The 22,305-nt window shown below is 45.6% G+C and carries 18 protein-coding genes; 14 read left to right on the top strand and 4 right to left on the bottom strand.

The annotated features are described in order from the left end of the window. Nucleotides 1-439 precede the first annotated feature (439 nt). A complete protein-coding gene (locus FFM70_RS12655) occupies nucleotides 440-1,957 on the top strand; it encodes an endonuclease MutS2 (protein ID WP_137617209.1) in 1,518 nt (505 codons plus the stop codon). A 56-nt stretch (nucleotides 1,958-2,013) separates the two neighbouring features. Here the strand turns inward: FFM70_RS12655 and FFM70_RS12650 are convergent, their stop codons facing one another. Then, complete coding sequence (locus tag FFM70_RS12650; RefSeq protein ID WP_171002377.1) at nucleotides 2,014-2,745, bottom strand: C40 family peptidase; 732 nt, start codon at nucleotides 2,743-2,745, stop codon at nucleotides 2,014-2,016. Between the two features lie 240 nt (nucleotides 2,746-2,985). Between FFM70_RS12650 and FFM70_RS12645 the strand changes: the two genes are divergently transcribed. After that, nucleotides 2,986-3,360: a helix-turn-helix domain-containing protein gene (locus FFM70_RS12645; RefSeq protein WP_137617207.1), complete on the top strand. Its 375-nt coding sequence runs from the start codon at nucleotides 2,986-2,988 to the stop codon at nucleotides 3,358-3,360. 172 nt (nucleotides 3,361-3,532) lie between these two features. After that, complete coding sequence (locus tag FFM70_RS12640) at nucleotides 3,533-3,727, top strand: type II toxin-antitoxin system Phd/YefM family antitoxin (protein WP_137608195.1); 195 nt, start codon at nucleotides 3,533-3,535, stop codon at nucleotides 3,725-3,727. A 134-nt stretch (nucleotides 3,728-3,861) separates the two neighbouring features. Here the strand turns inward: FFM70_RS12640 and FFM70_RS12635 are convergent, their stop codons facing one another. Then, nucleotides 3,862-4,788 carry an L-lactate dehydrogenase gene (locus FFM70_RS12635; protein WP_137617206.1) on the bottom strand — a complete coding sequence of 309 codons (927 nt, stop codon included), beginning with the start codon at nucleotides 4,786-4,788 and terminating at the stop codon, nucleotides 3,862-3,864. Between the two features lie 223 nt (nucleotides 4,789-5,011). Here FFM70_RS12635 and FFM70_RS12630 point away from each other — a divergent pair, with 223 nt between their 5' ends. The 3 genes from FFM70_RS12630 (at nucleotide 5,012) to FFM70_RS12620 (ending at nucleotide 8,379) form a co-directional block, all read left to right on the top strand. Further along, entirely contained in the window at nucleotides 5,012-6,205 is a 1,194-nt protein-coding gene (locus FFM70_RS12630; RefSeq protein WP_137617205.1) for an AI-2E family transporter, read from the top strand. Nucleotides 6,206-6,268: 63 nt separating this feature from the next. Beyond that, nucleotides 6,269-6,661 carry a glycerol-3-phosphate cytidylyltransferase gene (gene tagD / locus FFM70_RS12625; protein WP_137617204.1) on the top strand — a complete coding sequence of 131 codons (393 nt, stop codon included), beginning with the start codon at nucleotides 6,269-6,271 and terminating at the stop codon, nucleotides 6,659-6,661. Between the two features lie 140 nt (nucleotides 6,662-6,801). Beyond that, entirely contained in the window at nucleotides 6,802-8,379 is a 1,578-nt protein-coding gene (locus FFM70_RS12620) for a peptide chain release factor 3 (protein WP_137617203.1), read from the top strand. Nucleotides 8,380-8,827: 448 nt separating this feature from the next. Here FFM70_RS12620 and FFM70_RS12615 read toward each other — a convergent pair whose 3' ends face one another. Then, nucleotides 8,828-10,471 carry a serine hydrolase gene (locus FFM70_RS12615; RefSeq protein ID WP_171002376.1) on the bottom strand — a complete coding sequence of 548 codons (1,644 nt, stop codon included), beginning with the start codon at nucleotides 10,469-10,471 and terminating at the stop codon, nucleotides 8,828-8,830. 256 nt (nucleotides 10,472-10,727) lie between these two features. On the opposite strand from FFM70_RS12615, the gene FFM70_RS12610 reads away from it, so the two are divergent. Both FFM70_RS12610 and FFM70_RS12605 read left to right on the top strand, forming a co-directional pair. Continuing rightward, entirely contained in the window at nucleotides 10,728-11,582 is an 855-nt protein-coding gene (locus tag FFM70_RS12610; protein WP_137617201.1) for a GRP family sugar transporter, read from the top strand. Nucleotides 11,583-11,741: 159 nt separating this feature from the next. Then, complete coding sequence (locus FFM70_RS12605) at nucleotides 11,742-13,451, top strand: hypothetical protein (RefSeq protein ID WP_137617200.1); 1,710 nt, start codon at nucleotides 11,742-11,744, stop codon at nucleotides 13,449-13,451. A gap of 556 nt (nucleotides 13,452-14,007) precedes the next feature. On the opposite strand, the gene FFM70_RS12600 is transcribed toward FFM70_RS12605, so the two are convergent. Then, nucleotides 14,008-15,030: a MucBP domain-containing protein gene (locus tag FFM70_RS12600; protein WP_137617199.1), complete on the bottom strand. Its 1,023-nt coding sequence runs from the start codon at nucleotides 15,028-15,030 to the stop codon at nucleotides 14,008-14,010. A 139-nt stretch (nucleotides 15,031-15,169) separates the two neighbouring features. Here FFM70_RS12600 and FFM70_RS12595 point away from each other — a divergent pair, with 139 nt between their 5' ends. The 6 genes from FFM70_RS12595 to FFM70_RS12570 all read left to right on the top strand — a co-directional run bounded on the left by FFM70_RS12595 (nucleotide 15,170) and on the right by FFM70_RS12570 (nucleotide 22,295). After that, on the top strand, nucleotides 15,170-16,051 hold the full coding sequence (locus tag FFM70_RS12595; protein ID WP_137617198.1) for a LysR family transcriptional regulator: 882 nt from the start codon (nucleotides 15,170-15,172) through the stop codon (nucleotides 16,049-16,051). 228 nt (nucleotides 16,052-16,279) lie between these two features. Further along, nucleotides 16,280-17,125: a sulfite exporter TauE/SafE family protein gene (locus tag FFM70_RS12590; protein ID WP_137617197.1), complete on the top strand. Its 846-nt coding sequence runs from the start codon at nucleotides 16,280-16,282 to the stop codon at nucleotides 17,123-17,125. Beyond that, on the top strand, nucleotides 17,125-17,502 hold the full coding sequence (locus FFM70_RS12585; RefSeq protein WP_137617196.1) for a DUF1634 domain-containing protein: 378 nt from the start codon (nucleotides 17,125-17,127) through the stop codon (nucleotides 17,500-17,502). Before FFM70_RS12590 ends, FFM70_RS12585 begins: the two co-directional genes overlap by 1 nt. Nucleotides 17,503-18,520: 1,018 nt before the next feature. After that, the gene (locus FFM70_RS12580) at nucleotides 18,521-20,170 is read left to right on the top strand and encodes a peptide ABC transporter substrate-binding protein (RefSeq protein WP_137617195.1); all 1,650 of its coding nucleotides are present in this window, start codon (nucleotides 18,521-18,523) and stop codon (nucleotides 20,168-20,170) included. Nucleotides 20,171-20,327: 157 nt separating this feature from the next. Further along, nucleotides 20,328-21,257: an oligopeptide ABC transporter permease gene (gene opp3b / locus FFM70_RS12575; RefSeq protein ID WP_137617194.1), complete on the top strand. Its 930-nt coding sequence runs from the start codon at nucleotides 20,328-20,330 to the stop codon at nucleotides 21,255-21,257. A gap of 3 nt (nucleotides 21,258-21,260) precedes the next feature. Beyond that, complete coding sequence (locus FFM70_RS12570; protein WP_137617193.1) at nucleotides 21,261-22,295, top strand: ABC transporter permease; 1,035 nt, start codon at nucleotides 21,261-21,263, stop codon at nucleotides 22,293-22,295. The last annotated feature ends 10 nt before the right edge of the window (nucleotides 22,296-22,305 follow it).

The raw sequence follows: 22,305 nt of genomic DNA, 5'->3' as shown, positions 1-22,305 counted from the left end.
TGCATCAATCAAGAGTCATCACTGTTATCTAATTGATTCTACTGAATTTAGCCGAGAGGTCGGGATGTTTAGGGTTCAGCCGTGGGATTTGACTTAGCGCGGGAATTTTCCGCGGTTAGTCAAAAATCGGCTTTCGAGACCGTCCTTTGGCTCGAAACCGATTCACAGCGTTCCAGCCCTAAACACCCCGACCGGTAGGCGGCAATAGTGCACAATTTCAAATCCACACTGTACTCACAAGGAAGGCCAAAGTTTACGAACTGTTTGTCGTTGTGTTACAGTTAACCCCGAGAAAAAATAAGGAGCGAATTTAATGAGTGCGCTGAAGCAAGTCACTATGTCCGGCACAGCAATGTGTCAATCTTAAGTACAGCACTACGGATGGAATAGGCACTAATATAGAACGATTCTCCGTTGCTGTACATTGCAAGGAGAAATTATGCAGAAAAATATTAAACAATTAACACAGCTTGATCAAGTCTTGATGACGGTTGCGACTTATACGCACAGTGCGGTGGCCGCAGATCAGCTTAAAGCAAGTCCAATTATGACCGATTTAGCGGCGGTTCAAGCACAACTGAACTTGACCAATGAAGCGCATCAGCTACTGCTAAATTCCGTCATGTTGACGTTTTTTAATCTGGATCAATTGACTGCGATTCAAACGAAACTCGATCAAGGATTATTACTGAATGCGGCACAACTTGGCCTAATTGGGGCCTTCTTGACAAGTGGCCAGCGTTTGATGACCACGTTACGACAACATGCGGCAATTGCGCCAAACTTGGTGGCGTTAATGTCACCAGTCACAGGTTTAAGTGGATTGCAGCAACGTTTGACGGCGGAGATTACGCATGATCAAGTCGCCGACCAAGCTACGCCTGAATTAGCACGCGTTCGGCAAAAAATTAGCCAGCAACGCCAACAAGTTCAGGCGGCACTGACCCAATTCATTCAAAAACATCCGCAAGCGGTTCAAAGTCGTCGGTTGATTACGCGAAATGATCACGTTTGTATTCAGTTGAAATCGAGTTATAAGACCCGTTTTCCCGGTCAAATCATTGATCAATCCGGAACCGGGTCGACGGTCTTCTTTGAGCCTAAGATGGCGAGTCAACGTGGTCAAGTGCTTGCCGGTTTGATTGCGGAAGAAAGCGCTGAAGTTTATCAAATCTTAGCCACACTGACAGGCGACGTTCAACAGCGGTGGCCCCAACTGTTACAAAATCAACAGTTGATGAGTCAGTTAGACCAGATTATAGCCCGTGGAGAGTATGCATTACAGACCGATAGCTGTCAGCCTAAGTTGAATACAAATCAACACTTGAATATTCGGCATGGCCGCCATCCGTTACTTGGTCAAAAAGCGGTGCCGTTAGACGTCGAGCTTGCTTCGCATCAAGGTCTAATGATCACTGGGGCTAACTCTGGTGGTAAAACGGTCGTCCTCAAAACGATTGCGCTGTTTGTGTTAATGGTGCAAGTCGGATTGGAAGTTCCGGCTGCGGCTGGCACGGAGATTCCCGTGTTTGCGCAAGTCTGGCTCGACATTGGTGATAATCAAAGCTTAGCGGCGCAGTTGAGTACCTTTGCGGCTGAAATGACGACCTTGGTTACGATGACCGATGCGATTCAACCAAACGCGCTGATTTTGTTAGATGAAATTGGGAGTGGGACTGATCCAGAAGAGGGTTCTGCCTTGAGTATCGCGATTATTGAGTACCTGCGCGCACAACAGGCGACCATCGTTGCGACCACGCATTTTAGCGCGATTAAAAGTTATGCCGTCAGTTGCCCAACTTTTATGACGGCGACAATGGCCTTTGATCGGCAGACGTTGGAACCAACTTACCAGTTGTTACTCAATCAAGTCGGCGCTAGTGAAGCGATTTGGTTGGCCGAACGTTTAGGGTTAGCGCCAGAAATTTTGGTGGCTGCTCGTAGACGATTAAACTAAATGAAAGACGAGTCTGGCATAAATTTCCAGACTCGCCTTTTTTAGATGGTGGTAGGTTAAGAACTGAAGTTGACGGGTTGTGAGTAACCAACGACGTGCCACCATGGAACGTAGACCTTTGAATATTTAACGCCGCTGTCTTGGGCGTTGATCATTTGATTGTGGCCGGTGTAGATGCCAACGTGCGTGATTGACCGGGTACTGTTACCAAAGAAAATCAAGTCGCCTTGTTTGGCTTGATAACGGCCGACTTTTCGATAGTGACTATATTGTGCTTGTGCCAGCCGAGGCAGATTTTTACTAGCCCCATGTTTGAAAACGTACTGGGTATAGCCGGAACAATCGAAGCGATTCGGTCCAACCGCGCCCCAGCGGTAACGGTCACCAACTTTGGTCTTAGCCACGGTCATTAAGTTCGTAAAAGAATGAGTTGAACGTTTCAAATTATTATCCCAGACCCAACCAGCGGCCGTCCGCTGACTGTTAGTGACGTAATAATAAGTCTGTTGCTGACCGGTCTTCAAACGTAGACGCCGTTTTTGCGTGGCGAACCAAGTTGTTTGACCATAGTTTCGGAGTAAGTGAATTGTTTTAAATTGGAAGTTTTGAGCGGGTCCGCGAAATTGAACAACGGTTCCGTTTGTGCGTTTCATGACAAAGGCGGTCCGCGCGAAGCCAGTCGTGGTTAAAATCCGATTGGTTGCTTTCGCTGCCACAGGTTGAGGTGTTGCGAAGAACAAAGTGAGACTAGCAAACAACATAACGATGATAGCGGCAAAGCGTTTCATTTGGACCAATCCTTTCACTATGAGACCTGTAATTTTATACCCATAGCATAGGAGTCTTAGATTGCAAAAACGTTTCAGGGGCGTTGCCATTTGATTAAATCATGGGGGCTTGGATTGCAGTTGTAACGGATGCCTTTTGCGAGCAGGTGTTATTCAAGAATAAAACGAATTACGGCTTGCTTTTTAGCAAAAATCTCGGTATATTTCATAACGTAACCTAAAAGCGAAGAGGTGCCGTGTATGGCGTTTATGAAGTTAGATAATGGCGAATTATTGAAAAACATCCGTAAATTTGCCAAGAAAAATGGGTTGACCTTAGCTGAAGTTGCCACGTTAGCCGGGTTGAGCGCCAGCGCTATTTATAGTTGGAAGAAGCATACCCCGTCTAAAGGAACCCTGAACGAGGTCGCTCAAGTCTTGGGAACGACGTATGCCAAGTTAGTTGGTAAAGAAGGCAAGACGGCTGAAACTCCCACGACCACGGCGGTTGATTTAAAAAAGGTGATTGAGAATCGAAAAAATCGCTTTGAATATCATGGTCAACCAGTATCCGCTGAACAGCTTAAGATTATTCGAAATGTCCTAAAAACAATGTTTGAACGCCATCAAGGTTAATTTTCAGTTAATTGCGAACGAATTAGGTGCAACTGAGGAATGGTTAGTGTAAACTGTTCACCAAGATTCAAGTTATTTCCGAGTCGTCAAAAAGCTTGCGAAAATGCTTGACGTGTCCGCACGTTTGGGGCACAATATCTTCAATCATTCAACAAGTTGGGAGATGGCGAATATGAAAAAAGTCACCACTGCACTGGCTAAGAAAAATATTAACCAGCTATTAACGATCGTAAACCAAGGTCACGAATCCATTGAGGTGGAAAATCCCAATACCCAAGATTCAGCGGTCATGGTCAGCATGAAAGATTGGCTACAGATCGTTGCGACCTTAGCCAAGCAAAACAATCACGATATGGAATTTAGTTAATAAAAAGTTCAGTCCGGCACAGTAGGCGGGGTAAGTTGTCTGTTGTGCCACGTTTTAATCATAAAATCACAAAAAGAACTGTTCAGAAAGTGTCGCTACTTCTGAACAGTTCTTTTAGTTTAAAATGCTGTTTGTTAGTTTGCTTGGCTTTCGGCAAACTTAGTTTTGATGTAATCAGCGGAAATTTGTAACTTTTTGAGTTCTTCTTCGGTTAAGTCGAGTTGAACTTGTTCGACGATTCCGTCGCGACCGACGACTGCGGGATAGGAGAGGTAGACGCCGTATTCTTCACGGTAATTAGAAACAGGGAGTTCAGTCAAGGCGTCATTCAACACCACATTGGCCAAACGGACAGCTGCGGTTGCGACGCCGTAACTCGTGTATTTCTTACCATGGAAAATGGCAAACCCACCTTGGCGGGCAGCCTTGTCGAGTGCGACTAAGTCCAAACCGCGCTCAGCGGCAATTTTAGTGATTGGTTGACCCAATACGCGAACGGTTGACCATGCGGTGAATTGGGAGTTCCCATGTTCACCCAAGTTGTAACCGGTGACCGAACGCGAGTCGAGGTGCAGTTCTTTGGCAACAGCACGTTTCATTCGTGCGGAGTCCAACAACGTCCCAGTCCCAATCACATGATTCTTAGGTAGTCCGGTGACGGCTTGATAGATTGAGGTAATGACATCTACCGGGTTCGTGATGGCAACGATGATGCCGTTGAAGCCACTCGCCTTGATTTTACCGGCGACGTCTTTAACCTGAGCGCTAGTAAATGGTAATTCAGCGAAGCGATCATTATTAGGGTTATCTTGCAACTTGATGTTGCCTAAGGCTGAAATAATGACATCCGTATCCTTCAACGCTTGATAGTCGTTGACGATGATATTGGTGTGGGTCGGTAAGTTTGGCATGGCATCTTCAAAATCGATGGCGTCCGCGGTTACTTTTTCTGTTTTAGGGTCGATGAGGACTAAATCGTCCGCAAAACCACCCGCAACGATGTAATGGGCAACCGTTGAGCCAACGTGCCCCATGCCGATAACAGCAATTTTTCGTGACATAAGTTAAGACACTCCTTTGATTTTTCGTTCTTCTTAACTAAATTACCATTATTCTCATCAAATTTAAATAGTTTTCGTCACAAACTTCAGGATAGTACCCGTAAAATTGGAAATAGGTTATAATTAAAACGCGTTCGGCTTAATCAATGTGCCCTTTTAGGTGCCATGCTTAAGCCAATATCAGTCAATTTAAATTTAATTATCCAAAAAGGGAGGGCCGACTTTGCTTAAACGCCTGAAAGAATCATCGTTAATGTTTTGGTCGCTCGAAATTTTGATTGTCGCGGCATTGATCTGGGTTTGCACGAAGCTCGGTTTTTTGTTTCAACCGATTGGGACTTTTCTCAACGTGGTCTTCATGCCAATCCTGATTTCGGGTTTCCTATTTTATATGCTAAATCCACTCGTTAAGCTGCTTATGAGAGTGCACTATAAAAGGTTTCGGATTTCACGCACGTGGGCCGTGACGATTGTTTTCCTATTATTAGTCGGTGTTTTGGCTTACGGGGCTGTTTCATTTATCCCACGCTTGGTTTCACAGGTCACGCAATTAATTTATAATTTGCCAAGTTTGGCGACTGAAATGCAAAAAGCCGCAACTAAAATGATCAACAATAGTTCAATGTTGCAAAAAGTTGACGTGAGTTCTTATATGAAGCAACTGAACGGTCAAGTCAGCAAGTATGCGCAAACGTTCTTGTCCTCACTATCGACCAGTATTGTGACCGTCATTTCAACGGTTACGAGTGTCACGATTATGGCGATCACGATTCCAGTGGTCTTGTTTTACATGTTGAAAGATAGTGACAAATTCATTCCAGCTATCAGCCGCTTCTTACCACGGAAGCAACGCCCTGAAATGATCGGCTTGATTCAGAAAATGGGCGACACGATTTCGAGCTACATTAGTGGACAAGTGATTGAATGTCTCTTCGTGGGGACTTTCACGGCAATCGGCTATATGATGATTTCACAACCTTATGGCTTACTGCTCGGGGTCGTTGCTGGGATGGCAAATATTATTCCGTATTTGGGACCCTATGTTGGGATTGCGCCAGCGTTGATCGTGGCGTTTACGGTCTCACCAATGCAAGTTGTTTATGTCATTATTATTGTTGTCATCGTCCAACAAGTCGATGGGAATTTGATCTATCCGAATATTATCGGGCGGACTTTAAAAATCCATCCGTTAACCATTATTATTTTATTGTTAGCAGCTGGCAATATTGCCGGTATTTTGGGCATGATTTTAGCCATTCCATTTTATGCGGTCGTTCGGACAGTTGTCGTTTACGTGTTTAATATGATTGAATTGCGTAATGAGCAGGAGTTACGGAAGCAGACGACGGTGTATCAACCGCAGCCAGCTAAAGCGACACAAGCGACGACAACTAAAACAACCAAACCAAAATCGTAATGGGAGCTATGCTATAATATTAATAATTAAGCACATCCAAGTGATGTCCCAAGGGGTGGTATTTTGAAGAAAGTCATCACATATGGCACGTTTGATTTATTGCATAAGGGACACATTCGATTATTGAAACGGGCGCGCGCTTTAGGCGACCATTTGACGGTTTGTGTTTCAACGGATGAATTTAACGCCGAAAAAGGCAAACATGCGTATACGTCGTTTGAAGACCGCAAGTATATTTTGGAAGCCATTCGCTACGTGGACGAGGTCCTACCGGAAAGCAGTTGGGACCAGAAGATTAGTGACGTGGTTAACAATGATATTGATGTGTTCGTCATGGGCGACGACTGGCAGGGCAAGTTTGATTTTCTCAAAGACTACTGTGAAGTGGTTTATCTACCACGGACGGAAGGCATTTCGACGTCGAAGATCAAAAAAGATCTCGGGGTTCCAGATTAACTTAGCCTGATTGAAGGGGATCCAGTGTGAGTAGCACTGGATTTTTTGTGGAAAAATCAGTAGAATGTGTAAGGTTAAGGCGAATCTTGCCTGTGAATACGAAGCTAACTAGATAACGTTTTTTAATGAAAGGAATTTTTATGACTAAATCAGAACTACAGGCGGCGGTCGATACGCGGCGCACCTTCGCGATTATTTCTCATCCCGATGCTGGGAAGACCACGATTACTGAACAAATGCTCCTGTTTGGGGGCGTTGTTCGCCAAGCTGGGACGGTTAAAGCCCGCAAGAGTGGCAACTTTGCCAAGTCTGACTGGATGGAAATCGAAAAGAAGCGGGGCATCTCAGTTACAAGTTCCGTCATGCAATTTGATTATGACGGCAAACGGATCAACATTTTGGATACCCCTGGGCATGAGGACTTCTCTGAAGATACTTATCGGACGTTGATGGCGGTCGATTCAGCAATCATGGTCATTGACTCGGCCAAAGGGATCGAACCCCAAACGAAGAAGCTCTTCCAAATTTGTAAAATGCGGGGGATTCCGATTTTTACATTCATGAACAAGTTAGACCGTGATGGCCGCGAACCACTCGACTTGTTAAATGAAGTTGAAGAAGTATTGGGTATCGAAACGTATCCAATGAACTGGCCAATTGGGATGGGTAAAGGGCTCAAAGGGTTATACGACCGTTACAACCACCGTGTCGAACTTTATCACAATGAGGCCCATGGTGAAACGTTCTTACCATTGGACGCTGACGGCAAGCTTGATTCTAGCAATGAGCTCACGAAAGATAGTATTTATCGTGATGTACTTGAAGAAATGGAACTAATTGAAGAAGCCGGAAACGACTTTGATGAAGCCAAAGTTGCCGCTGGTGACATGACACCCGTATTCTTTGGGTCAGCGTTGACTAATTTTGGGGTCGAAACGTTCTTGAAGACCTATTTGCAATATGCGCCAAAACCAAATGCGCATAAAACGCGAGCTGGCGACATCGTGCAACCCACCGATGATGAATTTTCAGGTTTTGTCTTCAAAATTCAAGCGAACATGAATCCTAATCATCGTGACCGGATTGCCTTTGTACGAATTTGTTCCGGTGAATTTGACCGTGGGATGGATGTCTTCTTACAACGGACTGGCAAAAAGATGCGGTTGAACAACTCCACGCAATTTATGGCCGATACGCGTGAAACGGTGGAAACCGCGGTTGCTGGTGATATCGTTGGGCTCTATGATACCGGGAACTTCCAAATTGGCGACACCATCTATGCTGGCAAAAAAGCGGTTCAATTTGAAAAATTACCACAATTTACGCCAGAACTCTTCATGCGGGTCACGGCGAAGAACGTGATGAAACAGAAGTCCTTCCACAAAGGAATCGATCAGTTAGTCCAAGAAGGGGCCGTACAACTGTACACGTCTTATTCAACTGGTGACTATATTTTAGGCGCTGTTGGGCAACTTCAATTTGAAGTCTTCAAATTCCGGATGCAAAATGAATATAACTCTGAAGTTGTGATGGAACCATTGGGCAGCAAAACGGCTCGCTGGATTGACCCAGAACAATTGGATGAAAAGATGTCCAGTTCACGGAACTTGCTCGTCAAGGACCGGAGTGGTGCACCATTATTCTTATTCGAAAATGCGTTCGCGGAACGTTGGTTTGCTGACAAGTATCCTGATGTGAAATTGACCGCAAAATTATAATCGTTATTTTAGAAGCTTTGATTGGTTTAGTTACCAGTCAGAGCTTTTTTTAGTATGAGAGGTGTCTCCGGTTGCCGCTGAGAGTCTGCGGTCGTGGGACCGGGCCAAGCCTGAGAAACGTCTTGCCCCTCGCCCGGAACAGTTGCATAACCCGCAATTGTCCCGGACCGTCCGTGGTGTAAGATCGGCAAAAACCGCCAATCTAACGCCAACATCACGACCGAGACCCTCAGCGGCAACCTGCGACGATTTTGTTGAACTTGGTAGTTTTCAAGCAACGAATTAGTGAACAGAGTGGGGGGAGACGGTGTTTTAGTTTGACCCATCTTATGAGATTCTCTAGCATTTAGGCTAAACAAAAGGAACCTAGGACTCAAAATCCCAGGTTCCTTCTTTGCTAACCAGCGGTGTAATACAGCGCGATTTCTTCAATAATGACTAATAGTCGTCAATAGACGATTTTTTGGACGTTCTTAGTAATTTTAGCAATCCGTGGGTAACCGGAGAAACCAGACTGGTGATGGCCCCAAGTTAAGACAGCTAAGATATAACGTTGACCATTTGGCATTGTGACAATGCCGGCATCGCCGTTGTTGTCATTTAAGAAGCCAACTTTATCTTGAACTTTGGTGCCTCGCATCGCTTGGGCAGCGCCAGTTGGAATGCCGCGCCGATAAACTTGCTTGCCCATTAGGCTCAAAACCTTACCACGATCACTCTTATTGCTAAAGGCACGCTTACCATCTTGCAAGTCGCGGAGCACTTTTACTAGACTATTGGCGGTTGTGCGAGTGTTACGGACGCGACTGAAGGGGTTACCATAGTAGCCTTGTGAAGCGAGCCAATGATTAATGTTGCTGCGGCCATAGCGATTCAGGATGCTGACTGGATAATTGTTATCGCTGATCAGGATCATATTGCGCATGCCTTTAGTATTGGCTTTGGACCACGACCATTTGTGTTGTTGCTTTAAATGTAAAACGTAGGCTGCAATGTATAATTTATAAGTGCTGGCTGACGTCGTGACATGACTACCACGCGAATTGACTGCCAGTTTACCGGCTGAATAGATCGTCGGATGAGCGGCCTTGGCTGCCTTACTGCCTTTGACGGGTGACAAATTGTAGAACGCGACTTCACTAGTCCCATCTTTGGTAACCGAGTTGAGATATTTTTGAAGCTGGCTCTTGATGGCCCGCTGCTTTTTCGCAACGTCATAATAAGTCCCGGGTTTTAAGCGTTTGTGCCAGACCCAGCCTTTGACGCCTTTTGTACTCGTGACGTAATAATAGATATAGGCTTTGCCTTGACGATAATACGTCCGTTGTTTCGTGGCTTTATAAGTTTGATTCTTCGCCAGTGATTTGCCATGAATCCATTTCATTGCGGCTGGTTTGCCACTTAACTGGTAAACTTTGTCAGCTTTGGCGTAGACGTAGTTGCGAGTCTTTAAGCCCCGAATTGAGGAGACTTGATAATTACGGCCAGCTTTTAAGTTAGCTGTCGCGACCCAGCCTTGCGCACCATTGCGGGCATTCTTGACTAAATAATAGCGGGTGACGTGGCCATTCGGTGACTTGACGTCGGTTTGAGCGGTTGCCGTCCAGGTCGTTTGATTGTAATTGCTCAGTTTATGATTGTCCTTCATCGTCACGTGACTAGTTGGTCCCGAGATGGCATATGTATAGCCGTCTTTAATGGTAAAGAACGCTTGTGCCTTCATCGATTTAGTCGTAGTCCGTGTGGTATAAACTGGTTTAGGTTTTACACTGGAGCTAGTTGCCTGCGATGATGAACTTGTCTTGCGGCTAGAACTAGCTTGGCTACTGACTTGACTTGAGCGGGCAGTGGCACTAGTTACCTTGGCTCTGGTTGTCACGTTGCTTGATTTAGCAACGCTGCTAGTCGCCTTCGACTGATTAGCGACAGCGCTGGATTTAGCGGCGGAAGGCGTGACCTTGGCACTACTGTTAACTGTGCTCGTGGCATTAGTGGTGGCCGCTTTGACCATCACCGGTGTGCATAGCATTAATCCCCCTAAAACACCCCATAGACTAAGCGTCGTACGCCATAGTCTGACATTCTTTTTCATTAGATTGACCTCTGTAATCAAATTTAAGTGCAACGCTTGTAAACGTTTCATTTATCTCCATAATTATAAATTAATTTATGCATAAATCAATTATTATTTTTGCTGGTTACCAAGGGTTTGATCGCCCTGAAATTCCAACTAGCGTCCGGGGTTATCATTCAACTTTAGTTAACCTTTGATACTGACATATGTTAAACTAGTGCTATTGCGATTTTTTGACAATCGATTATTGTCTATTTAATTAGGAGGCTTCGCTTTGAACATCTTGATTGCCCTCATTCCCGCGTTAGGGTGGGGCTTAAATCCGTTATTAATTTCAAAATTAGGTGGTAAACCCGTCAACCAAACTTTAGGAACGGGGGTCGGGGCGTTGATTGTCGGGTTAATCGTGCAACTCGCTGTACGGCCGAGTGTCGACACTGGCACGTTTTGGCTGAGTGCCTTGTCGGGTGCTTTTTGGGTCTTAGGTCAAATCGGCCAATATACGTCTTATTCACGCATGGGTGTTAGTACCACCATGCCAATCTCAACTGGCCTCCAATTAGTCGGGACCTCCGTGATTGGGGTGCTGATGTTTGGTGAATGGGCCGGTGATGGCGCAAAAATCGTGGGCTTTGCAGCAATCGTTTTGATGATTATTGGCGTCGCATTGACTGCGGTTACCGATAGTCCGGATGGGCGTAACGGCCTAATGAGTGGTTTGGTCATTCTAGTGCCAACGACGGTTGGTTACTGGGTCTATAGTGCACTCCCTAAAGCTGTTTCAGCTTCTGGGACGGCTATTTTCTTCCCACAAATGCTGGGCATGTTCTTGGCCGCCGTGTTATACGCGCTGATTAGTGGGCGAGGTCGCGCCTTCAAGGAACGGACGAGTTGGCTAAACGCGTTTGCCGGCCTGATTTTCGGGGTATCGGCGTTAGCGTATATTTTTTCTGCAAAAGCCAACGGGGTCGCCACGGCTTACGTGATCACGCAGGTCAGTGTTGTCATTTCGACTTTGGGTGGTTTGTTAGTCTTACATGAAACTAAATCGTCGCGAGAATTGCGGTTAACGATTATCGGGCTGGTCCTGATCGTCGCGGGTAGTGTTATGACAGCGTTCTTGGGCTAAATTAAATGATGAAAGCTTCGATTGGTTAATTGCCGATCGAAGCTTTTTTTATTTGTGCCGGATTAAAGCGTCCAAAATTGAAAATTTGCTGAAAAATGACGCTTGGGTGACTAAAATATAACCTGAATTAATATTTAGGCACAATGAGGGGACGATAACATGCGGTGGCAGTGGTTAATGATGAGTAGTGTAGCGGTGACGTTGGGGGTAGTTGGCTTGTCTGCCCAAGCGGCGTCGACCACCCCCACGCTCGCGCAACGGGGCCCGATTCAGTCGACAACCCTTAAACCGGTTGAAACGACGGGAGCAGCAACGTTGATGACATTGAGTGGTTCCGCTAAAAAATTGAAATTAACGCCAGTTTCGACGTTAAACGGGGCAACCCCAACCATCTGGATCAAGTTGGCTCAAACAACAGTGACTCAAAATGGTCAAAAGACGCGGTATTTTGAAGTCAGAAATCCCAAAACGGGGGTTACGGGCTGGCTACCAGTCTCACAAGTCGTGGCGAGCACTCGGGGCCAAATGAGTGTCAGAAAACCTCAAACGCCCACGATTGAGCAAGTGACTGCCACGACGCCAATTTATCGGTTACAAGGGTCATTGTCGCGGGTGCAACCAACGGTCATCGGTCACTTAACGTCTGGGATGACGCCAACCGTCGTGGCGACGCGAACGGTGACACTAGCTGGCAAGTCGCAGCAATATGACGAGCTTCGGCAACATGGTTGGGTGTTAGCGACGGCGTTGAGCCCATATCAGAATGGTGCAACAACGAAAGGTAAAACGGTGCATGGTGTGACAACGTATCATGTCAAAGGTAATGCGTTGCAGCCGACAAGTGGTCAGCCGATGCAGTGGTTACCGTTAGTGGGCAATGGCCGATATACCACAGGCAAAATGGTTTATCGCCCAACTCGTGGTTATTTGAAAAATGTGCTGCAAACCACGCCGGACACGTTAACCCAAACGGCAGGTTATTTGGCACATGACAATTTTAGGACGACCTTTTATTTGCCGACGGTTACGTATCATGGCTTGTCATTGTCTGATCCGCAAAGTGCGGCATTTTCAAAGGATAATCACTATTTATATGTCATGTATGTTGATGGCGCCGAATCGCCCACGGCCAGTCAGAGTGGTTGGGTCGTTCGCTACGATTGGCAACGTTTGATGCAACTAGGTGCAGCGAAGGCTGGTCATATGGCGATGATTCGCCAAGCCGTTTTGGCGGCGGACAGTCATCATGTGACGGCTAAGGACCGCCAAGTTTTGGCTTGCCTGACGTTGGGACCCAAATTCGATTCCGGACATGCCCAATCGTTGAGCTTAAATCCAGTCACGAATGAACTCTGGTTTGTTCAAGCCTCCGGTAAACAACAGCCTAATGTGGTCGAACGGTTGAATCCAACGACGCTGCGGCCAGATGCGGCGGTTGACTTTAAGCTATCTGCTACGGCTGGCATGGGTGATGTGCTGACCTTTGACGACCAAGGCAACGCCTATTTTTGGACGCATGGCGCTGATTCCGCGACGGATCAACCATTGGGTGGTGTCAAATTGTATCGTGGCAAAATCAGCACTAAAGCGGTCAGGTTTCAATTGATTGATCAAGGTTTGAAGTCACGGCCGGGGTTAATGGCCCAATCCATCAGTTATGATGATGTGACTAAGGACTTGTATTTGATTTCGGATGATAGCATCACGACCGTGCCGGTAGCTAAACTCGGTCATTTGACGACCGGTGAAGTGGGCGAGAGTAACTATCGCGCCCAGCGTGAATTTGAAGGACTAGTGTTTATGCACCATTCAAGTAATGGCTACTTGCTCACCAATCGCGGGGTCGAGTTAATGAAGTTGAACGGTTAACTGCCGCTTCCGGTTGTTGCTGATAGCATGCGGCCGAGGGACCGGGACAAGCCTGAAAAACGTCTTGCCCCTCGCCCGGAAGCCTTGCAAAAACCGCAAGTCTCCCAGCCGGTCCGTGGTGTAAGACCGGAAAAACGCCGGTCAAACGCCACCATCACGGCCGATGCTATCAACAACAGCCTCCAGCTAGTCAACTGTTCTGAATGATTGGCTTAGCAGAGTCATTCAGAATTGAGACGTCAGACCGTACTTTGATTGGCGTCGTCCATCATATTATACCGGTTCTGAATGACGGCGCGCGGATTCACGACAGTCTAGAAATTTTCAGTCTGTTATGCTTGGTGCTAGTTGAAATTGGTGTCTGCCGGTTGGTTGCTAAATAACTGAATTAAAAATAATCAATCGTTAATTTTTCAATAGCCGATTCTGGCCCAACCAGAGTGGCAATTTAAATCAACTAGCACCAAACGTAGTCTGTTATAACCTAAAAATACGGAATCACCGCAAGTTGAAAAACGGTGATTCCGTATTTTGTGTTGAAACAACGTAAAGTCAATTAGAATAAAAAGTCACTCGGATCTAAATCAGTGAGATAACGGCCAGGTAAGTAGCCGCGATTTTGTAGCCGGTACCAAACGACTCGATTGTCGTCGACCAGTCGTTCCGTTAAGGTGACGCGTTCGCCATCCGTCACGGTCGTCAAATAGCGTCCGTATGGTTCTAAATAGGTGTGGACTTGTTTGCCGGGCACGAAACTAACTCGTCCCGTTTGCTGTACTTGATGCTTGTTACGGGTGCGGTAACCGAGTGGCAGCTTGGGGATGAGTTGGTTGCCATTTGTCAATTGGACTTGTGATTCTGGAATCCATTGATTGTCGCCAATTGTGACCCAAGTGGTGTCGTCATTTAATTGGACCCGCATGTACGTTTTATAAACGCTGCCCGGTTGTAGTGAAGTTGGATAGTTGGTCGTGGTGGCACCAGGATAAGGAAAGACCCGTGTCACTGTGCGAATCTGCACGAAACCGGTACTGAGGTCCGTTTGGCGCCAGCTTTGGTTGCGGTAGAAGAACAGGACTGTTTTTGACGTGGTCGTGTATTCCCCCGTTAAATCGCCGACGGAACGGAGTAACTTGAAGCCCGCCACGGTCGGCGCTGTGACTTCATAGGCTGTTCCCAATGGACCCCGGGTCATGGTTGGTAAGCCAATCAGTTGACGTTGGTCAATATCGTAGGCATAAGCCCAAACTGGTTGACCGGTCTGGCGCTCATACGTTAAGATAATGCGCGCTTGAGGCGCTGTAAACCAACGCGTCAGTCCGTCAATTTTTACCAAATGATAGCCGGCGATACTGACGTCTGGCAGATGGATTTCATCACCAATGATACCGGCAATCATGTCAGGTGCCTGTAATTCATTGCCGGCCGCATCGATATGATGCACTAAAATTAACGCTTCGGCCTGGTTGCGGGCCGGGGTTTCGGCCGATGTGGCTTGTGTCGGCGCGACGTCTGTTTCAGAGCTTGGCGCACTGTTTAACCCTTGCAGCATGCTTTTTAAACGATCGAAAATGTGCACGGGAGCCACTCCTTTCATAAATAATCTAATTATTTCTAGTATAACGCACTAGCGGTCGAGATGGCACAGCTTAAGTAAATTGTAAACCCAACCGATGCCGCGCTCGTGTATACTAGAATTAAATAGGGGGATTTCTGAGATGAATTTGAAACAATTACGTTACTTTTTAGCGGTGGCCGAAGAGGGTCAAATGACGGCGGCCGCCAAACGGCTACATGTTGCGCAACCGCCATTGAGCTATCAAATCAAGCAGTTAGAACTTGAACTCGGTGTGAGTCTGTTTAAACGGTTGCCCCAAGGTGTGACGGTGACGGCAGCTGGGGAGCTGTTAGTTGGTTATGCGCAGCAACTGACGCAACTGTCCGCAACCGCTGAAAATAAAGTTCGCGCACTTGGACGTGGGATTACGGGGACGCTGAATTTGGGCACGGTGTCGTCGTCTGGCGGCGTGATGCCGAATTCGAACTTGTTGACATGGCTAGAAGCCCATCAGGATGTGCAACTTGAAGTAAGTGAAGGCAATACCTTTGAACTTTTAGATGACTTACATAAACGCTTATTAGATGTTGCCATTTTGCGGACGCCGTTCAATCAGCAACACCTCGTCTGTCGTTACTTTGCCCCCGAACGGATGGTGGCGGTCTTACCAAAACGTTACACCCAGTTTACTCGGCGACGTCAGCTACGGTTGGCTGATCTGGCTGAGTTACCGTTGATCAAGTATCGGCGTTTCAATGAATTATTTCACGTGGCCTTTTTGGAACAGGACTTTGAACCACAGTACGTCATGACTTGCGATGATGCGCGGACGGCCATGCATTGGGCAGACTTACAAATTGGGGTGGCGCTGGTGCCACGGTCAATCGCGGAAACTTATGATACCGGGCAAGTCTTGATTCGTTCGCTGGCAGATCGGCGTTTTGAGACTCAATTAGTTTTGGCAACGACGCCGGAGTCATTAGCAACACCACTAGTCGCCGGTTTTATGGATCAATTCCCACAGGCCCGAGCTTTAGACTAATTTAAACAACTCCTCATCTAATTTTTTAATGGCAGTTATTTGATAAAAGCTGATTTTGCGGCGATGAATTCGATTACAATGTTTTTGAACCTTTCATACTTAAAATTTATAATGTTTGCTCAAATAACTGATATGGCAGCGATATGAGCAGATAATCGTAAGAATTAGGCGTCGCCCTTATTAAATGGTAAACTGACAAGTGAAATTTAAAAGGTGAAGGTGAGTTAAGTGATTTATTCATTATTATTGATGCTCGGCGTTGGCGCACTAGCCGGCGTATTTGGGGCAATTTTAGGGATTGGTGGTGGCATGATCATCACGCCGATTCTGACGCTGGGGATGGGGTTAGACATCAAATATGCCATTGGAGCCAGTATTATTGCCGTCATCGCGACGAGTTCGGGATCGACGATTGCCTACTTAAAAGATGAAATGTTAAATTTACGGGTCGCGATGTTTTTGGAAATTGCGACGACTGTTGGAGCCGTCATTGGGGCTGTTCTGACGGGACTAATGCATCCAACGTTCCTCTACTTTTTATTCGGCGCGTTGTTGGTCTTTACCACCTATAATATGATTCGAAAATTAATGGGTAAGGGTCAGGATGATCAAGACGCACAGGCGGATGCTTTAGCCACTAAATTAAATTTAAATGGGACTTATTACGACAAGGCGCTCAAAAAGCAAGTCGATTACCAAGTTCAAAATGTTCCCGGCGGCTTTATCATGATGTTTGGCGCTGGCTTAGCAAGTGGGCTGCTCGGTATTGGGAGCGGGGCCTTCAAAGTATTAGCGATGGATACGATCATGCACATGCCTTTGAAGCCGTCATCGGCAACATCAAACTTAATGATGGGGGTTACTGCGGCGGCCAGTGCGATGGTTTACTTCTTTAATGGGTCAATTAAGGCTGGGATTGCGGCACCATTGGCGATTGGAATCTTACTGGGAGCCTTGGTTGGGACACGAATCATGCAACATTTGAAGCCGCGCTTGATTCGGATGATTTTTGTACCCGTCATGTTATATTTGGGCTTGCAAATGATTGCTAAAGGATTCGGGGTGACCATCTAATGAGTGAAAAGGAGTCAAAAGCCAAAGAAATGCACCAAGTGGAATTGATGATTGGCCAAATTTTACGAATTGGGGTCATTGTTTCCGCGACGGTCATTGCGCTGGGCATTATTTTAATGTTGATCAAAGGCAATGGGGGCTATCCTAATGGCGTCCAGCCAACCGGTTTTCGGAGCATCTTCACGGGTGTTCTAGCCTTACGACCATTTGCCGTGATTATGTTAGGTCTCTTTCTCTTGATTTTAACGCCAACATTACGGGTGGCCGTTTCCATCTATGCGTTTGCCGTTGAAAAGGACCACCTGTATGTTTGGATTACCACGGTGGTTCTGATCATTTTGATTGTTGCTTCTATTATTGGTTACTTTGGGAGTTAAACTGTTTTTTTAATTGATTGAAAGGTTGAAAGTTCAAAACCACTGATCCATCTCACTGTGAGTCCTAATTAAGCTGTGAAAAATGATTGATAATTGCCGCTTCCGGTTGTTGTTGAGTGCATGCGGCCGAGGGACCGGGCTAAGCCTCAGGAGCGTCTTGCCCCTCGCCCGAAAGCCTTGCAAAAACCGCAAGTCTCCCGGCCAATCCGTGGCGTAAGACCGGAAAATCGCCGGTCAAACGCCACCCACACGGCCGATGCACTCAACAACAACCTGCAGCTAGTCAACTGGTTTGAATGATTAGTTAATTGTTTAAATCTAGCGGAATCAGTCAGAATTGGTTTGCCGTGTCAGCAAGGCTTGATTCTGGCTGACGGCGTAAAGAGCTATATGAAGTTGCTCTGGACATAACCAGCGCCAGTATTACTGTCTTCATGGCAGCTTTGGCGCTTTCAACCTTAATCCTGTAAGTAATAAAAAGTCTGTTAGTTTTTAGACGTGGCTATGTGCCGCACCGAAAGCTAACAGACTTTTTTGGTACGTTCATCGATTTCGGTCGCCATCAGTCCCGGATAGCAGGCAGTTTTAGTGATTAATCCATTGGATACATTAAAGCTGTGGTCTAACATAATGTAAACAATTTAAATAATAAGAGAATACTGATAAATACGACAAAAATGAGACGTTATTTTTCTTTTTAGCTGTTTTGACTAAGCAGATATCGGCATATATTGGCTGAAAACAGGTAAATAAGAATTATTTATTAAGAAAAATTACGAGACTATATTTCTTGTGAATTGTGGTGCTGATTTAATTATGAATGCTAATACAGCGGTGAACAAGTGCCTAAACAGATTGTGAAATTAGCTGTGATAATCATAATTAATTAACTCGATTATGACGAAATAATGATAAAAATTAGAATTTAGCATTGATTTTAATTTATTTATAATATACAATTACTTTAACTTTTCGAGGGAAAAGCACACACACTACATTTTAGAGGGGTTGGGTTTTTATGAATTTAAAGACAGCTGCAAAAGTTACCGCCGTTGCTGGCGCGTCCTTGCTATTCTTAGCTGCCTGTGGATCGAAGAGTAGTTCTTCATCTTCAAGCTCTAAGCAAGTTGCTAATTGGACTGAATCAGCCGAATTACCAACAATGGACTTGTCAAAGTCAACTGACGTTGTTAGTTCAGATATGTTGAACAACACCAACGAAGGGTTATATCGGATTGGGAAGAACGGTTCAATTACACCTGGGATTGCTAAAGCAACTAAAGTTTCTAACGACGGGAAAACATATACGTTCACCTTACGGAAGAACGCAAAATGGAGTAACGGGGATAAAGTTACCGCTAAAGATTTCGTTTATGGCTGGCAACGAACTGTTGATCCAAAGACTGCGTCACAATACGCATACTTATATTCAGGCATCAAGAACGCCGATCAAATTGCTAATGGTAAAAAAGCAGTTTCAACTTTAGGCATCAAAGCTGACGGCGATTACAAGTTGACCGTTACCTTGGACAAGCCAATTGCTTACTTCAAGAAATTGATGGGCTTTGTTAACTTCTTCCCACAAAGTGAAAGTGCGGTTAAGAAGTATGGTTCTAAGTATGGGACTACCAGTGCCGACATGGTCTACAATGGCCCTTACAAGATGACTGGCTGGAAAGGGACTAACTTAACTTGGTCCTTGAAGAAGAACAACAACTACTGGGACAAGAAGAACGTCAAGATGTCCGCTATCAACTATCAAGTTGTTAAGGACCCATCAACTGGTTTGAACTTATTCAACTCAAACAAAGTTGATTACACGACACTTTCAAGTACGCAAGTTAAGAACTACAAGACCAACAAGGATTACTTGATCCGCAAGACTGCGTCAACCTTCTATGTTGAATTTAACCGTGATGACAGCAATAAGACCTTAGCGAAAGCCTTCAAGAACAAGAAGATTCGTCAAGCAATGTCCTTAGCTATCAACCGGAAAGAATTCGTCAAGAATACCCTTGGTGATGGTTCAACCGTTTCTAAAGGTTATGTCTCACAAGACTTAGCTAAGAACCCTAAGACTGGTAAAGACTTTACAAGCGATGCTTACGTTGCAAGTTCAGTTGAATACAACCAAGCTAAGGCTAAGCAATTGTTTAAAGAAGGTATGAAAGAAATTGGCGAAACCAAGTTATCTGTCAAGTTACTTTCTGACGATACTGATGGTGCCAAGAAGACCACTGAATACATCCAAGGCGCTTGGGAAAAATTACCTGGGATGTCAGTTACCAACCAAAACGTGCCATTTAAGACTCGTTTAGCTCGTTCACAAGCTGGTAACTTCGATACAGTTATCTCTGCTTGGAATGCTGACTTTACTGATCCAATTTCATTCTTGTCATTGTTCACGTCATCAAACTCGTACAACAATGGGAAGTACAACAGCCCAGCTTATGATAGTGCCATCACTAAGGCTGAAGGTTCAGATTCAAACGATACCAGTGCTCGTTGGTCTGACATGGTTTCAGCTGAAAAGCAATTGATGAATGATCAAGGGGTCATCCCAATTTATCAACAAGCTGCTGCAACGTTAACGCGTACCAAGTTCAAGGGTATCATCTACAATACTGCTGGTACTAACTACAACTTGAAATATATGCACGTTAACTAAAGCCAAATTAGAGAAGTAATTAATGTGTGTGCTTTAACTGAACGAATGTGAAACGAAGGGGTAAGGATTGACACATTGTTAATCCTTACCATTTTGTTTTATAATCAAATGTGTCATTATTTTTTAAGGCTAATTTAATAGAATGCGAGGAATTCTAATGAGAAAATATCTCTTAAAGCGGATATTTTACTTGTTCCTGACATTATTCATTGTGGCAACTGCCACGTTCTTCCTAATGAAACTAATGCCTGGGACGCCGCTTCAAAATGAAGCTAAGTTGACGCCGAGTGAAAAAGCATCAATTTTAGCCCAATATGGGTTAGACAAACCGGTCTGGCTCCAATACCTAATTTACATTGGTGGGATTTTCAAAGGTAGTTTGGGGCTATCCTTCCAATTCTCTGATCAAGCCGTTAGTTACTTGATTGGGAGTCGGATGGGACCTTCAATGCAATTAGGTGGTCAAGCGATGGTCGTGGGGGTTATCTTCGGGATTATTCTTGGGGCTGTTGGGGCTATTCGGAAAGATACTTGGGCTGATCGCCTCGCAACGGTGGTTTCCATCTTAGGGATTGCGGTCCCAAGTTTCGTGTTAGCCATTTTGCTCCAGTATTACCTCGGTTTGAAATTGGGCTGGTTCCCAGTGGCCGGTTGGCAAGGGTTTGTTTACAGTATCTTACCAACATTGGCTCTGGCTGCGAGTCCGTTGGCCGAAACCGCCCGCTTTATCCGGACTGACATGGTCGATGTCTTGAGTTCCGATTATATCGAATTAGCGAAAGCCAAGGGATTATCGAAATTCGGCATCGTTTATCACCATGCGTTACGGAATAGTCTGATTCCAATGGTTACCTTGATTGGGCCATTAGCCGCAGCCTTGATGACTGGGTCAATGGTGGTTGAAAACATCTTCTCTGTTCCTGGGATTGGGGAACAATTTGTTAAGTCGATCCTAGTGAACGACTACCCAACCATCATGGGTGTCACGATTTTCTACTCAGCGCTCTTATGCTTGCTGTTATTGTTGACCGATATTGTCTACGGGATCATTGATCCGCGGATTCGTTTAAGTGGAAATGGGGACTAGTTAATGGCAGATAATGCAAATAATCTTGAAATTAAGCCCGGCGACTTCGAGCCGTTAGACAAACAAGCCGGGCCCGATAATGAAAAAATCGCCGCACCTTCTCTAACCTTCGGGCAAGATGTTTGGCGGCGTCTGAAAGCCAACAAGACTGCTTTTACCAGTTTTATCGTGTTAATTCTGTTGTTCTTGATGGCCTTTGGGGGTCAAGCAATTTATCATCATGACCCCAACGCGCAATCACCAAAGTACGCGAACTTGCCACCCAAGATTCCGGGTGTCGGGATTCATGGCTTGAACGGGCATATCACCCAATCTGGTCAAGATGTTGATGCCTACAAGCAAGCCGGTGCGGGTTCAGATGTCCATTACACCTTAGGGACCGACTATTTAGGCCGGGACTTACTGGCACGGATCATGTATGGGACTCGGGTCTCACTTGAAATTGCGTTGATTGCCACCTTGATTGATTTAACGATTGGGGTCGGGTTCGGGATCCTATCCGGTTGGATGGGTGGACGAGTCGATCTGTTCATGCAACGGATCATTGAAATTCTCTCGTCCATCCCATCATTGGTTGTCATGGTCTTGATGGCGACGGCCTTCCAGAAAACTGGGATGGCGTCGATCATTGCCGCTTTGGCAATCATTAACTGGACTACGATGGCCCGACTGACGCGGGCGCAAACGCTGCAATTGAAGAACCAAGATTTCATTTTGGCAGCGCGGACGTTAGGCGAATCAGCACCGAAGATTGCTTGGAAGCATCTGCTACCAAACTTATCATCGGTCATCATTATTCAAACAATGTTTACGATTCCGAACGCGATCTTCTTTGAAGCGTTCTTGAGTTATATTGGGATTGGGATTAGTTCACCACAAGCGTCATTAGGGACCTTGATCTCTGATGGGCAAAAGAACTTCCAATTCTTACCATATCAAATGTGGTACCCAGCAATCGTCTTGATTGTGTTAATGCTTGCCTTTAACCTCTTAGGTGATGGTATGCGGGATGCGTTTGATCCAAAGTCGAAACGATAGGGGTGTCGGT

The sequence above is a fragment of the Lactiplantibacillus nangangensis genome (genome assembly GCF_005405065.1).
Classification (GTDB): Bacteria; Bacillota; Bacilli; order Lactobacillales; family Lactobacillaceae; genus Lactiplantibacillus; species Lactiplantibacillus nangangensis.
This window is presented reverse-complemented; position numbering and strand designations above follow the sequence as displayed.

Coding starts and splice junctions, on each gene's coding strand:
- FFM70_RS12640 (WP_137608195.1), top strand. CDS start 3,533: ATGAAAAAAGTCACCACTGCACTGGCTAAGAAAAATATTAACCAGCTA.
- FFM70_RS12635 (WP_137617206.1), bottom strand. CDS start 4,788: ATGTCACGAAAAATTGCTGTTATCGGCATGGGGCACGTTGGCTCAACG.
- FFM70_RS12585 (WP_137617196.1), top strand. CDS start 17,125: ATGAGTGAAAAGGAGTCAAAAGCCAAAGAAATGCACCAAGTGGAATTG.
- opp3b (WP_137617194.1), top strand. CDS start 20,328: ATGAGAAAATATCTCTTAAAGCGGATATTTTACTTGTTCCTGACATTA.
- FFM70_RS12595 (WP_137617198.1), top strand. CDS start 15,170: ATGAATTTGAAACAATTACGTTACTTTTTAGCGGTGGCCGAAGAGGGT.
- FFM70_RS12620 (WP_137617203.1), top strand. CDS start 6,802: ATGACTAAATCAGAACTACAGGCGGCGGTCGATACGCGGCGCACCTTC.
- FFM70_RS12645 (WP_137617207.1), top strand. CDS start 2,986: ATGGCGTTTATGAAGTTAGATAATGGCGAATTATTGAAAAACATCCGT.
- FFM70_RS12570 (WP_137617193.1), top strand. CDS start 21,261: ATGGCAGATAATGCAAATAATCTTGAAATTAAGCCCGGCGACTTCGAG.
- FFM70_RS12650 (WP_171002377.1), bottom strand. CDS start 2,745: ATGAAACGCTTTGCCGCTATCATCGTTATGTTGTTTGCTAGTCTCACT.
- FFM70_RS12605 (WP_137617200.1), top strand. CDS start 11,742: ATGCGGTGGCAGTGGTTAATGATGAGTAGTGTAGCGGTGACGTTGGGG.
- FFM70_RS12655 (WP_137617209.1), top strand. CDS start 440: ATGCAGAAAAATATTAAACAATTAACACAGCTTGATCAAGTCTTGATG.
- FFM70_RS12615 (WP_171002376.1), bottom strand. CDS start 10,471: ATGAAAAAGAATGTCAGACTATGGCGTACGACGCTTAGTCTATGGGGT.
- FFM70_RS12580 (WP_137617195.1), top strand. CDS start 18,521: ATGAATTTAAAGACAGCTGCAAAAGTTACCGCCGTTGCTGGCGCGTCC.